This is a genomic window from Aeromonas sp. s5 (genome assembly GCF_040907865.1).
GTDB lineage: Bacteria > Pseudomonadota > Gammaproteobacteria > Enterobacterales > Aeromonadaceae > Aeromonas > Aeromonas dhakensis.
Map to the genome: position 1 here is coordinate 117,806 of NZ_JBFOCO010000005.1, position 13,307 is coordinate 131,112.

Sequence of the window (13,307 nt, forward strand, 5' to 3'; positions counted from 1 at the left end):
CGGGGAATCGTCTTCGGTGATCCTTGGCAAGGCCATCCGGCTCCGATTGCTCGAGTTGTAGACTATAACACCCTCTTGCGGATTAGCCGTCAACGCACAGTGGTCACTGTTTTTACTTTTTGTTGATATGCCTCTTCGTGACGCGGGAGAGCGGCGTCACGTTTATGTGTTTTTTGTCAGTTAGCCGAAATCCGGCTGATATCAATCAATGAATAATTCCGTTTGAGCACCATAAAATTCTCGCATTCCAGTTTTTGTTGCGGGGTGTTGATGATCCAGTGGTTGGTTAGTCGGCGTTATTATCTGTTGACCTCGTTTACCCTCTTGCTGGGGGCCCTGGTGCTGGTGGTCACCCTCACCCTGGCGATGGCCAGCTATCTGCGCAGCATCGACAAGACGGTGACCGGCTACGGTCACATGCTCTCCTCCCTCGAAGCAGCCCTGATCCACGAGCTGGTGCTGGCCAACCAGCGTCAGATCGCCGTGCTGGAGGCGTCGCTGGACAAGGCCGCCATCGCCCGCGGCGAGCCGGCCGACAACCCGCTCTGGGCCATTGCCCACCAGATCAAGCGCGACAGCCACTACATCTACTTCTATCACCCGCAGACGGATCGCCTCAGCAGCTACCCTGCCTGGCAGCAGCCGGTCGAGTATCGTGCCGCCAGCCGGCCCTGGTATCGGGCGTTGTCGATGCCGGGGGCGGATCTCGTCTGGCTCGGCCCCTATCCGGCGTTCGACACCCAAAAGCCGATCCTGACCCTCATCAAGCGGGTAAAGGGGCTGGATGATCAACTGCTCGGCCTGCTGATGGTCGACATGTCCTTCAACACCATCGAACAGGCGTTGCAGCGGGCCATGGGCAGCAACCGGGCGGCCATCTACATCAGTGCGCGGGAGGACGGAAAGCTGGTGGTGGGCAGCAACATGGGGCTCTATCAGCCGTCAGCGGCCGAGCCGGGCGGTGCGGACAAGGGGCTGGCGGTGATCTGGCACGGCAGTCATCTGCGCCGTGAGCTGGAGGATATCGACTGGGATCTCAACATCTATCTGCCGCCAAGGCTGTTTCATGACGACCTTGAAGAAGCCCTGCTGATGGTGGCGCTGCCGCTGCTCCTGCTGTTTGCCATCTGGTTTTGCAGCATCAACTTTCTGGTGCGGGTGTTCAATCAGGAGCAGGCGCTGGTGGCGGGCTCGCTGACCGGCATAGTGCGGGATCCGACCCAGGCCAGGAGACCCGGCCGGCTGAAGACCTGGTTCGTACACGACAGCCTCAGCGAGATAGATCAGGTGCGGGCGAGTTTTCTGCAGGGGCAGGATGCGCTGCTGCACGATCCCCTCACCGGCATCATGAACCGGCGGGCCTTCACCCAGCGTCGCGCCGAGCTGGAAGAGCGCGCGACACCCCACTGGCTGCTGCTGTTCGACGTGGATCACTTCAAGCGCATCAACGACAGCTGGGGGCATGCGGTGGGGGATGGCGTGCTATGCCGGGTGGCCGAGCTGCTGGTGAGCGAGCTTGGCAGCGGCAGCGTCTTCCGGATCGGGGGGGACGAATTTGCCGCCCTGCTGCCCTGGCCGCGCAGCGAGCTGGAGGCGGGGCTGACCCGGTTGCTGACCAGGGTGCGCAACCAGCGCTGGCGCGAGTTTCACGAGGCGGTGACCCTGAGCGTGGGCGGCGCCCACTGCCCGGAGGACGGGGCCCTGCTGTTCGAGCGGGCCGACGAGTGCCTCTACCGGAGCAAACGGCTGGGGCGCGACGGCTGGTCGCTGACGCAGTGGCCCCGGCCGGACGGAGATGCTGACAGATCCTGTCATATCGATCATGGGTGAGCGGGGGCGCTCTGCCCGGGGGGCCAGCGACTGCCTCTGCTGCTATTTCACAACATCTGTTTTTTAGTAAGCAAATTCAAAAGGTTAATCCTGATTTGGTCAGCGCGGCAGGTCGTGCCTGGCCGGGTGTCGCTCTGCTGCGACAGTGGCGCCCTTTGCCGGGAATCGTATAGTTCGGGGAAATTAATCAGGTTTGACAGGAGTACCCCATGGAGATGAACAAGCACGGCATGCGCGCCCTGGCCCTGTTGGGCTCACTGCTGCTGGCCAGCGGTGCGGCGCAGGCGTCGGAGACCCTCAACACCATCCTGGGCGGCGGTGCGGGCGGCGTGGCCGGCACCATGATCGGCAAGGAGCTGGGCGGTGACACCGGCGCCTTGGTGGGGGCGGCACTGGGCGGGGCGGCCGGTGGCGCGGCCACGGCCAACAAGGGCAACAAGAATGAAGCTGCCCTCGGCGGGGCCGTCGGGGCGCTGGGCGGGGCCGCCATCGGCAAGAGCGTGGGTGGCAGCACGGGCCAACTGATCGGGGCCGGCGTCGGCGGGGCCAGCGGCTCTGCCATCGGGGCCAAGACCGGGGATGGCCACAAGAGCAACGATCGCTACTACGACGATGACCACAGGCACTACAAGAAACACAAGAAGCACAAGAAACACAGATGGCACGACGATGATTGATCGCAGCCAGCAATTGAGAGAGGGGCCGATGGGCCCCTCTCTCGTTTTGGTCGCCAGAGGGGTCACACCAGCCGGTGCTGGCGGCGCCCCTCGGCGAAGGCGTTGATGTTGTCGATGAGCTGATCGGCGAGGCGCTGCATCGACTCCTCGCTGGCCCAGGCCACGTGAGGGGTGAGGATGAAGTGGGGGTACTGCAGCGCCTTCATCAAGGGGTGGTCGGGGGGCGGCGGTTCGACGCTTGCCACGTCGAAACCGGCGCCGCCGAGGCGACCGTTGGCCAGCGCTCGCAGCAGGGCCTCCTCGTCCACCAGACCGCCGCGGCCGACGTTGATCAGCAGGGCACCCGGCTTCATCAGCCCCAGCTCCCGCTCGCCGATGAGGTTGCGGGTATAGGGGGTGAGCGGGCAGTGCAGGCTGATGACGTCCGCGCTTTGCAGCAGCTCATCCAGCGGCAGCCGATCCTCGTCGTGGCTGGCGCCGACTTGGCTCTGGGCGTAACGCACCTCCATGCCGATCCCCCTGGCCCGCTCGCCGAGGGCCTGGCCGAGGGTCCCCTTGCCGATGATGCCGAGCCGCTTGCCGTGCAGATCCGTGATGTGGTGATCGAAGAAGCAGAACTGGCCGCTCTGCTGCCAGCGCCCCTCCAGCAGCGACTGGCGCCAGCAGAAGAGGTTGCGCGCCAGGGCCAGCATCAGCGCCATGGCGTGTTCCGGCACCGAGGGGCCCGAGTAGTTGCGGATGTTGCAGACGCCGACGTTGGCGGCGCGGCATGCCTCCAGATCCACGTTGTCGCTGCCGGTGGCGGCCAGGGCGATGAGTCTGAGCTCCGGCAGCTGGGCCAGCTCGGCTGCGCCGATGCGCACCTTGTTGATGATGGCGATGCTGGCGTCTTTGAGCCGCGCCACTACCTGCTCGGGGGCCGTGCTCGGGTAGCTCTGCCAGTGGTGGGGAAAGTCGGGGTGGCGCAGGGTGATGCCGGTATCCAGGGTATCACTGTCGAGAAACACAATTTGCTGCATGAAGCCTCCTGCCGTTGAGGCGTTCATGATGCCAAACATCGGCGGCCGAGGGCCAGTTTGCTGCACCTCAAGGCCTTGGCAATCGCGCCGGATGTGAGACAGGCGGCATTTTTGGTGTCAGAGCCAGCCGAGGTGGGTGAGCCAGCCCTGGATCCGGGTCGGCGTTTCATCCAGCTCCAACAGGGCGTAGGGGCGGTAGTTGAGCTTGTGGCTGCGGCGGCTCTCGCTTCTGCGCGCCTCGGCGGCCAGCAGCGGCCAGCGTCCGCCATCCTCCTGATAGAGGTCGAGGGTCGGCATGGTGGCCTGGGCGATCTCCTTGGCGAAGATCTGGTTGCTCTGCTGGTCGGGGAAGAAGCCGTCGAGCAGCACCAGCGCATCGGGGGCGGGCAGCTGTTCGCTGGCGATGAGGTTGGTGGCCCAGGCGGCGCCTGTGCCCTGCGCCAGTATCAGCTTGAAGCCCCCCTCCTGCAGCTTGGCGTCCCCCAGCTTGCTGATGCGGGTGGCGAACTGCTTGCGAAAGTCGTCTATGGCCTGCTGTTTCTTCTCGGCGGCGGGGTCAAATTCGGTTTGCTGCGGTGAGGGGAGCAGCAGCAGGGTGTCGAAGCCGAGCCGGCCGAGGGCCCGGGTCAGCTGCCACAGCTGGCCGCTGCGCTGCCAGTCGGGCAAGAGGATGGCGAGCCCCACGTAGCTGTCGCTGTCGTGCTTGGCGAACAGCACTGTCTGCTTGTCGATCTGGGTGCTGTTGGGCAGCCCCTGCCAGTCGCTGTTCTGCCAGTAGTCGAGGGGCGTGAGCGGTGTGCCCTCGCTGGCCTGCAAGGGGTTGCCTGCCAGCAGGGTCAGTAACAGCAGTGATAAGAACAGTCTGGCCATAGTGCGCTCCCCCGGTTATTCGGGTTAGCGGCACCAGGTCGGATTTCTGAAGGGGAAGTGGCAGTGCTAGCGTGGCGGTCTCTTGAGGCTGGCCAGCCCGGCCAGCTGGCGGTCGTGCAGGGGGGAGAGCAGCAGCAGGGCGCTGACGGCGCCAATCAGGGCGAAGAACATGTCGGACTGGGTATCCCAGGGGTCGCCCTGGGTGCCGAGAAACTCATCCGCCCCCTGACCGAGCGCGAGGGCGGCCCCCCACTCGATGAACTCGTAGGTGGCGCTGATGGCGAGCACCACGCAGACCACCAGAAACGCCAGCATGTGCCGGCCCTGCACATAGCCTCCGCGCAGCAGGATTTCCCGGCACACCAGGGCGGGCACGAAGCCCTGGAAGAAGTGGCCAATCTTGTCATAGGGGTTGCGACCGAGCTCGAGCCACTGCTGCAGTTCGAACCCGAGCGGGACGCGGGCATAGGTATAGGCGCCGCCCAGCATCAGTACCATGGCGTGCAGGGTGATGCACAGATAGAGCAGGCTGGTGAGCGGAAAAGAGCGGTGCGTCAGGACAAGCAGCGGCATGGCGATGAACACGGGCGCGACCTCCATCAGCCAGGTCGCCCTGTCATAGGGTTGCCAGCCGGAGAGGAGCAGCAGTAGCAGGGTCAACAGCAACAACAGCGCTTTGTGCAGGGATGTCATGGGGCGCTCCGAGGGATGGCAAAAGCCAGCATGCCCCATTTAGCCATGTTTGCGCCGCGAATACAGCCTGGGGGCCGATGTGCCCATAAAAAAAGCGAGCCGACGGCTCGCTTTTTTACCACTGATCCAAGAGGTCAACTTAGTTGACGCGACGCTTGAACTCACCGGTGCGGGTATCGATTTCGATCTTGTCACCGATCTCTACGAAGGCGGCAACGGCCAGCTCGTAGGTGGTGCCCTTCAGACGGGCAGGCTTGGTCACTTTACCGGAGGTGTCGCCACGGGCAGCCGGCTCGGTGTACTCAACTTCGCGCACGATGGTGGTCGGCAGCTCTACGGAGATGGCTTTCTCGTTGTAGAAAGTCACTTCACACAGATCTTCCATGCCGTCTACCAGGTAGTTCAGCGCGTCACCCAGGTTGTCTTTCTCGACGTCGTACTGGTTGTATTCGGTATCCATGAATACGTACAGCGGGTCGGAGTAGTAGGAGTAGGTGCACTCTTTACGTTCCAGCTGAACAACGTCCAGCTTGTCGTCGGCCTTGAAGACGGTCTCGGTGGCGCTGCCGTTCAGCAGGCCTTTCAGCTTCATTTTGACCACGGCGGAGTTACGGCCGGATTTGTTGAATTCAGCCTTCTGGACCACCATCGGCTCGGTGCCGATCATGACTACGTTACCAGCGCGGATTTCCTGTGCGGTTTTCATGTAAAAAATTCCTGTTCGTGAAACGGACGGATAAAAACTGCCAGATTATATACGGCTTTCTAAAAATTTCACCAACCTCGTGACGAGATCCCCGTCCTGGAGCAGCTTATGTGACCAGTGTCGCCCATGTTGCTGCCATATCGCGGCGTGATCCGGCCATTGGGCCCACCATTCGCGGGTATTTTCCCCCTGATTGAGGGCATGGCTGAAACCGCGCAGCCACTGGCCGGTGGCGGCGGGCAGCTCCGCCAGATAGTGGTCTAGAAAGCCGTCCAGCTTGATCATGTGCGCCTGCTCTTCCTGCGGGTAGATATGCCAGAGGAAGGGGCGGGCAGCCCACTGGGCCCGCACGAAGGAGTCTTCGCCGCGCACCAGGTTGAGATCGCAGCTCCACAGCAGCCGATCGTAGCCGGCCTGATCGGTCATCGGCAGCAGCTTGATGGCGAGGTTGCCCGAGTGCAGCAGATCCCCCGCCCGGGCGGTGGGGATGGCATCTGCCAGCCCGGCGCCGGTGAGCACGTCGTTGAGGGAGCGCCCGAGCGGCAGCAGCAGGGTGACGGGGATGGCGCCCTGGCACCAGCTCTCGACCAGGCTGGTCAGGGCGGCGCTCTCATAGGTGAAGAGGCTGACCCGCAGCTCGTGCTCCTGTTTGGGGGGCAGGCCCAGGCTCGCCCAGTAGGCGTTCAGTCCCGCTTCATCCTGTTGCCAGCGCTCGCGCTCGACGATGAGACCGCGCTCGCACAAGAGGCCGCCGGTTCTGGCGGTGAAGCCCGGGAAGAAGAAGTATTTGTTGAGACTCAGGCTGCCGAGGCTCTGGCTCTCGAGACGCTGGGGTGAGGCGAGGCCATGGCAATCCTCGACCCAGCTCTCGGCCGAGAGGTACTCCAGATTGAGCCAGCAGGGGGGCCTGGGCTGGCTCGCCATCTGCGCGATGAAGGGGGCGGGCAGTTCACAGGCGAACGCCTCGATCACCACCCGGGCCGGGAGGGTGTCCGCCGGCAGGGTCTCGTGCCAGTGCTGGATATGGATGCCGTCAACCCACTGGCTTTCCTGCGCCGGGTCTAGCCCAGGGCAGATGCGGGCGAAGCTCGCCAGATCGTCCACCCAGAGCCGCACCTGAACCTCACTCTCCTGCGCCTGGAGCGTTCCTTCCTGTTTCAACTGGCGGGCCAGCCGCCAGGTGACACCGATGTCACCGAAGTTGTCCACTACGCAGCAGAAGATGTCCCAGTCAAACGGGGGGAGGGGGCTTGTCATGTCGCGGGGTTCCAGATGCAAAAAACCGGTGCGCAGGGTAGCACACCGGTTGGCTGGCTTCTAACCGTCAGCGCATGACGGTGGCTGCGGCGAGTTACTCCTTGCCGTAGACGTTGTTCTCTTGCTCGCGCACCCGGATAAAGGTGGTGCGCTTGGTGAGCTCTTTCAGCTGGCTGGCACCCACATAAGTGCAGGTGGAACGCACCCCGCCCAAGATGTCGCGCACCGTGTTCTCCACCGGGCCGCGGTAGGGCAGCAGCACCGTCTTGCCCTCGGAGGCGCGGTACTCGGCGACGCCGCCGGCGTGCTTGTCCATGGCGCTCGATGAGCTCATGCCGTAGAACTTCATGAAGGGTTCGCCATCCACATCGACGATCTCGCCACCGCACTCCTCGTGGGCCGCCAGCATGCCGCCCAGCATCACGAAGTCGGCGCCGCCGCCAAAGGCTTTCGCCACATCCCCCGGGCAGGTGCAGCCGCCGTCACCGACGATCTGGCCGCCCAGACCGTGGGCCGCATCGGCACACTCTATGATGGCGGAGAGCTGCGGGTAGCCGACGCCGGTCTTGACCCGGGTGGTACAGACCGAACCCGGGCCTATGCCCACCTTGACGATGTCGGCGCCGGAGAGGATCAGCTCCTCCACCATCTCGCCGGTCACCACGTTGCCCGCCAGGATGACGTGGTTGGGGCAGGCCTCGCGGATCTTGCGCACGAATTCGACGAAGTGCTGGGAGTAGCCGTTTGCCACGTCGACGCAGATGAAGCGCAGCGCCTCGGACATGGCCAGGATCTGGCGGGTCTTGTTGAAGTCATCCTCGGAGGTGCCGGTGGAGACCATCACATGGCCCAGCAGCGCCGGGTCGGTTTCGCTCACGAAGGTTTGCCACTGCGCAAGGCTGTAGTGCTTGTGTACTGCGGTCATCATCTCGAAGCCGGCCAGGGTACGCGCCATGGCGAAGCTGCCGACGGTATCCATGTTGGCGGCGATGACGGGCACGCCCTGCCATTGGGTCTGGGTATGCTTGAAGGTGAACTGGCGGGTCAGGCTGACTTGGGAACGGCTCTTGAGAGTAGAGCGCTTGGGGCGGAACAGGACATCCTTGAAACCGAGCTTCAAGTCTTCTTCGATACGCATTACGAATTCCTTATTGAGCCTTGTTTGATAGGTCACTTTGCAGTGGCAACTTTTCGGCAGGCACAAAAAAACCGGTGGTTTTCAGGGCCTCCGGTTTACAACAGTGTAGGCAAAAATCCCTCCGGAACAAGACTGATAATTCGCGAAGCCTTGTGGTAGCCTTTGGCGTCACAACCTGAGCACAGCCTCGGGTTTCATCCAACGCCAATCTTGCCTCCCTCCTTGCCTGCCAGGTCAGCTTCTGATGACTCTGTTCTGCTCCGTCACCGCAGGCTGCTGACGCACCGCATCCGGCCACTCGTCACTCGCTGGTCTGCCGTGCTTTTCAGCGGTTGACAGCGGCGCCTTCCATCCCCACTCTGGGCGGCTCGGGCCTGTGTCGGCCCCGTCCTGACAAGGAGTAGACATGATCCGATTGCGAATGATACCGCTGCTGCTGGCCGGGTTCGCCCTGCCGGCCCTCGCCGCGCCGGCGCCCGCCATCTATGGCTGGATTGAGAAGGGGCTCATCATGCCGAGCGGGGTGGCGGTGAAGATGAAGCTGGATACCGGGGCGCTCACCTCCTCGCTCGATGCGCGGGATCTGCGCCACTTCAAGCGTGACGGCAAGCCCTGGGTGCGCTTTACCCTGCTGGTGACCGATGCCAATACTGACCGGCAGGTGAGCCAGACCCTGGAGCGGCCGGTGGAGCACATGGTGACGGTGCGTGGCGCCGGCGGCATGGAGCAGCGCCCCACGGTCACCATGTCCATCTGTTTGGGCGACAAGGTGTACGAGGAGTGGTTCACCCTGCGGGATCGCAGCAAGATGATCTATCCGGTGCTGCTGGGACGCCGCCTGCTGGCGGATCTCGGCGCAGTGGATTCGAGCCGCACTTTCACGGTACAGCCGAGCTGCCGCTAGAGCAATTTCGGCGCGGATCTAAAAAACGGCGTTTCACAGCTAAATCACACTGTCTCTGCCAGCGGTAGCATTTGCACCATACCCTCGATGCGGGCGAGCCCATTCGCCCGCAAGGGATGGAGCATGGAGTGGAGCATAGTGAAAGCCTACCAACAAACCGTATCTGAATGGCTATCGCTCGCAGGTGAGCAGCAGGGCGTTGCCTTGAGCCTGGGAAGTGATGGCCACTGCCGTGTGCCGTTCGGCCAGGATGGCGAGTGTCTGGTCGAGGTGCCAGACAACGATGAGCTGCAAGCGTGTTACCTCTATATCCCGTTGTTGCGCCTACCGGAAGATACCAACGGCCAGTTGACCCTGACTCGGGCAGCCCTCGAACTGAACATGTTTGGCCTTGTCACCGGGGGCAGCCAGATCAGCCTGGACAGTCGCAGTAACCACCTGGTGCTGACTTTTTCTTCTCTCATCGAAATGCTTGATAGCGCTCTGTTCATGCAGACCTTGGGCGAGTTTCTCGATCTCGGCGTTACGTTGCTGGGGCAGTTGCAGAGCGTGCTCGCGCAGCAGGAGAGTCCCTCGCGTCCATCCCCGTTGTCCGGCGTCATCATTCCATGTTGACGGGTGTCCGCTCGTATTAATCAGGAACAGAATATGTCTATCCAAAACATTGGGCAGCCCCTGCATACCACCACAGTTACTTCTCATGCTCATGGCGAGGTACAGACCTCGTCTCGTCAGAGCAAGGTGCACCACAATCTGGCGTCTCACTATACCAGCCTCGGGTTCGGTTCCCGTGTGCAGCCAGGCAAGGTATTGAATACCTCGCTCAAATGGCTGACCCTCAGTGCTCCGGCTCGCAAGATTGGCATTGCCATTCAGGGTGGTCATGACTCTCATGCCCAGAGCGCCAAAGGCAAGGCTCGTTACTGGACAGGCGCCCTCATCAAGGGCCTGGCCAATATCACCGGGGGCGTCAGCAGTGTCGCCAGCGGCGTTGTGACCGCTGGCGCTGCCGGGGTGAAAAATCTGGGTGAGTCGGCCGCCCGTCTGGTTGCCTCCTCTTCATTGGGACTGGCTGGTGCCGTGATGAAAGGGGCTTCCCATTTGCCGCTGGGAATGTCGGAGCGACTGCAGCAAGGGTCACAGCAGGCGTTGAGTGCAGCCAAAGAGGTGCTCAAGCCTGCCTTCGTAGCCAAGTCGGAGCAGGAACCACTCACTGCCGAAGGGGCTCGTGCCGTCATGGATGCCGCCCAGTTGGCAAGAGTCAGTTGTTCCAGCAGCTATCGGGATATGCCGGCTGGTTATCATCACGCTACGCTGGCGGACATACCGCCTTCTATCCTAGCGCGGCGTGAAGATGGAACCGGTGGTAGCGGGAGTGCGCTGGCCCTTCATGTTGTTGCGAAAAAGGGTGAAAACGACCCCTTCATCCTGGCTGGGGATGCCTGGTCTGCGCTCAAGGTCGCTGTCTACAAGCGTGACGATACCGTGGTGCTCTCGTTTGTTGGTACTCAGCCAACCAAACGACCGGGTACGCTGAAGAGCGATGCCGGTGCGGCACTCGGGATCAAGGACAGCGCGTTTCAGGATGCAGACCGTCTGGTCAAGGCGTTTGCCCAGCAGCATGGTGGCAAGGTCGAAGTACAGGGTCACTCTCTGGGCGGTGGTCTGGCGCAATATGCCGGTATCAAACACGGGTTGAAGGTTACGGCCTTTAACAGCATGGGGTTGCATGTCGGGCTACGGGATCGCCTCGCCCACAAGCTTGATCAAGCCAACGTTACCCATATCAATACCAGTGGCGATCCGCTGAGCCAGAAGGTTGAGCACGGGATTTTCGGGCTGGATGCCTCTGCTCAGGTGGGCAAGCGGTATGTCATAGAACATTCCGGTGGCCACCGGATGGAGGCCGTAACGGCCGGTTTGGACAAGCTGCTTGCTTGAGCTGCCGACTGCAGCCTAGCTCCTTCTGCGTAATCAACCAGTGTGAACAACGCCTCCGATGGGAGGCGTTGTCGTTTCCGGGTCATGGCGGGGATGGGGTGCGAGAGGGCAGCAGCACGCTCACCTCCAGCCCCCCTTGCGGCCGGTTGTGGATGTCGAGATCGGCGCCGTGCAGCTGGGCGATACGCGAGACGATGGCCATGCCGAGGCCGACCCCGTCCCCCTGCTGGGGATTGACCCGAAAGAAGCGCTCGCACAGGCGCGACAGGGCGGCGGTGGGGATGCCGGGGCCGTTGTCGCGAATGTCAACCCTGACCCTGTGCCCCTCCTGGCACGCCTCGACCACGATCTCGCCCTGGGCCTGGGTGTAGCGCAGTGCGTTGTCGATGAGGTTGCTGAACATCAGCTCCAGCAGGGTGGCCTGCCCCATCACCGTCAGCTGCTCGGTGCCCTCCAGCGACAGCTGCTGATCCTTTTTCAGGGCGATGGGGGCCAGGGTGGCCAGGGTGCCCTGCAGCAGCTGGTTCAGGTTGAGCTCGCTCAGCTCCAGCCCCTGCTGGTTGTCGATGCGGGCCTGGGTCAGCAGCTGGCGCAGCAGCCGATCGCTGCGATCGAGTGCCAGCAGCATCTTCTGCAGGGAGTGCTGACGGCTCTCGGCATCCTCGGCGGCCAGCGCGTTCTCGCTGTGGATGCGCAGCACCGCCAGCGGGGTGCGCAGCTCATGGGCCGCCTCGTTGGTGAACTGCTTCTCCCGCTCTATGGTGTCGGCAAGGGCGTGCATCAGCCGGTTGATCTCGTTGGTGAGCGGGGTCAGCTCCTGGGCCCGGATCTTCAGGTTGAGCGGGCTCAGGTTGGCCGGGTGGCGCTCACCGATGGCCTGGGCCAGCTGGCGCAGTGGCGCCAGCCCGCGGGAGATGAGCCACCACAACAGGCCGAGCAGGAAGGGCAGGGTGATGAGCAGCGGCAGCATGGTCAGGGTGGCCATCTTGCTGGCCAGCTCGCTGCGCTCGTCGTCCCGCTCCGCCACGATGAGCCAGGTCTGCGCATCCTGGTTGTAGAGGGTGAAGGTGCGCCACTCGTGGTTGTCCTTGGTGACGCTGTTGAAGCCGGGGGCCAGCGCGCCGAGGGGCTGGCTGGGGGCGCTGGGGGAGCGCAGCAGTATGCCGCCCTGCTCGCTCAGCAGCTGGAAGTAGAGGTTGCGCTCGAACTCGTGGCCAAACGGGGTGAGCTCTCTGTCTTCCCCCCGCAGGTTGAAGCTCTTGTCTTTCTGCCACGGCTCCGGGTTGCTCTGCTCCCACTCCTGATAGACGGTGCCGTTGGCGGGCAGCTCGCCGTTTTGTTCCAGATAGCGGCCGAGCAGCTGGTTGGTGATGCGGGCCGACTGGGCGAGCCTTGCATCGAACAGCTCCTCCATTTCGTGGCTCGCTTCCAGATAGCCGATGAGGGCGCTGACGGCCAGGCTGGCGCTGACCAGCGCCAGGATGCCGGAGAGCAGAAAGCGGCGGATGGAGCGGGGACGTGTCATGCCCGGCCGTCCCGGCGCTGGGCCTGTTCAAGCTGGGGAATGATGTAGCCGACCCCGCGGATATTGCGGATGAGGTCGCTGTAGAACTTCTTGCGCAGATGGTGAATGTGCACCTCCACCGCGTTGCTCTCGGCCCCCTCGTCCCAGCCGTAGAGGCTCTGCTGCAGCTGATCCTTGCTCAGCACCCGCCCGCTCTGGGTGATGAGCTCCTGCAGCAGCTTGTATTCGTGGGGGGTGAGCTTGACCGGCTCGCCCCGATAGGTGACCTGCTGGGATTCGGGATAGAGCTGCAGCTCGCCGTATTCGAGCACCGCCTGGGCCTGGCCCTTGCTGCGGCGCACCAGGGCGCGCAGGCGGGCGTTGAGCTCCTGCAGGGCGAACGGCTTGACCATGTAGTCGTCGGAGCCCGCATCCAGCCCCAGCACCCGGTCGTCCAGGGCGTCGCGGGCGGTGAGGATCAGCACCGGCAGCGTCTGCCCTTCCCGGCGCAGCTTGCGCAGCAGGCTGATGCCGTCGATGTCCGGCAGGTTGAGATCCAGAATGAGCGCGGCAAACTCCTCGCTCTTGAGCACCGACAGGGCAGGCAGCCCCTGCTGCAGCCAGTCCACCGTGTAGCCGCTGCTGCGCAGGGCATCCACCATGCCGTCGCCCAGCATCACATCATCTTCCACCAACAGGATCCGCATTGTTATTCCCCTCAAAAGACGCTGCCCACCAGTATGCAAGCTGGTGGGCAGAGTTTAAATA

The 13,307-nt window shown here is 63.1% G+C and carries 13 protein-coding genes; 5 read left to right on the forward strand and 8 right to left on the reverse strand.

The genetic code is table 11. The annotated features are described in order from the left end of the window. The first annotated feature begins 270 nt into the window (after positions 1–270). Both AB5Y94_RS01685 and AB5Y94_RS01690 read left to right on the forward strand, forming a co-directional pair. Complete coding sequence (locus AB5Y94_RS01685; RefSeq protein ID WP_368204583.1) at positions 271–1,830, forward strand: diguanylate cyclase; 1,560 nt, start codon at positions 271–273, stop codon at positions 1,828–1,830. A 209-nt stretch (positions 1,831–2,039) separates the two neighbouring features. Then, on the forward strand, positions 2,040–2,507 hold the full coding sequence (locus AB5Y94_RS01690) for a YMGG-like glycine zipper-containing protein (RefSeq protein WP_005298287.1): 468 nt from the start codon (positions 2,040–2,042) through the stop codon (positions 2,505–2,507). Positions 2,508–2,569: 62 nt separating this feature from the next. On the opposite strand, the gene AB5Y94_RS01695 is transcribed toward AB5Y94_RS01690, so the two are convergent. The 6 genes from AB5Y94_RS01695 to AB5Y94_RS01720 form a co-directional block, all read right to left on the reverse strand. Then, entirely contained in the window at positions 2,570–3,526 is a 957-nt protein-coding gene (locus AB5Y94_RS01695) for a D-2-hydroxyacid dehydrogenase (RefSeq protein WP_017780553.1), read from the reverse strand. Between the two features lie 117 nt (positions 3,527–3,643). Beyond that, positions 3,644–4,396, reverse strand: coding sequence for a DUF3530 family protein (locus AB5Y94_RS01700; protein WP_005298290.1), 753 nt, complete (start codon positions 4,394–4,396; stop codon positions 3,644–3,646). Between the two features lie 66 nt (positions 4,397–4,462). Beyond that, on the reverse strand, positions 4,463–5,089 hold the full coding sequence (locus tag AB5Y94_RS01705) for a DUF2238 domain-containing protein (protein ID WP_368204585.1): 627 nt from the start codon (positions 5,087–5,089) through the stop codon (positions 4,463–4,465). 139 nt (positions 5,090–5,228) lie between these two features. Then, a complete protein-coding gene (gene efp, locus AB5Y94_RS01710; RefSeq protein WP_005298294.1) occupies positions 5,229–5,795 on the reverse strand; it encodes an elongation factor P in 567 nt (188 codons plus the stop codon). 45 nt (positions 5,796–5,840) lie between these two features. Beyond that, positions 5,841–7,052, reverse strand: a complete 1,212-nt coding sequence (gene earP, locus AB5Y94_RS01715) for an elongation factor P maturation arginine rhamnosyltransferase EarP (protein WP_368204586.1) — start codon at positions 7,050–7,052, stop codon at positions 5,841–5,843. A 94-nt stretch (positions 7,053–7,146) separates the two neighbouring features. Then, the gene (locus AB5Y94_RS01720; protein WP_017764973.1) at positions 7,147–8,190 is read right to left on the reverse strand and encodes a GMP reductase; all 1,044 of its coding nucleotides are present in this window, start codon (positions 8,188–8,190) and stop codon (positions 7,147–7,149) included. 406 nt (positions 8,191–8,596) lie between these two features. Here AB5Y94_RS01720 and AB5Y94_RS01725 point away from each other — a divergent pair, with 406 nt between their 5' ends. From AB5Y94_RS01725 to AB5Y94_RS01735, 3 genes are all read left to right on the forward strand, one after another. Further along, positions 8,597–9,094, forward strand: a complete 498-nt coding sequence (locus tag AB5Y94_RS01725; protein WP_216973267.1) for an ATP-dependent zinc protease — start codon at positions 8,597–8,599, stop codon at positions 9,092–9,094. A gap of 123 nt (positions 9,095–9,217) precedes the next feature. Further along, complete coding sequence (locus AB5Y94_RS01730; protein WP_017781585.1) at positions 9,218–9,709, forward strand: CesT family type III secretion system chaperone; 492 nt, start codon at positions 9,218–9,220, stop codon at positions 9,707–9,709. 33 nt (positions 9,710–9,742) lie between these two features. Next, on the forward strand, positions 9,743–11,035 hold the full coding sequence (locus AB5Y94_RS01735) for a phospholipase (RefSeq protein WP_054545384.1): 1,293 nt from the start codon (positions 9,743–9,745) through the stop codon (positions 11,033–11,035). An 82-nt stretch (positions 11,036–11,117) separates the two neighbouring features. On the opposite strand, the gene AB5Y94_RS01740 is transcribed toward AB5Y94_RS01735, so the two are convergent. Beyond that, positions 11,118–12,560 (reverse strand): ATP-binding protein, encoded by a 1,443-nt coding sequence (locus AB5Y94_RS01740; RefSeq protein ID WP_099358725.1) that lies wholly within the window; start codon positions 12,558–12,560, stop codon positions 11,118–11,120. Next, positions 12,557–13,246: a response regulator gene (locus AB5Y94_RS01745; RefSeq protein WP_005298307.1), complete on the reverse strand. Its 690-nt coding sequence runs from the start codon at positions 13,244–13,246 to the stop codon at positions 12,557–12,559. Before AB5Y94_RS01745 ends, AB5Y94_RS01740 begins: the two co-directional genes overlap by 4 nt. Positions 13,247–13,307 lie beyond the last annotated feature (61 nt).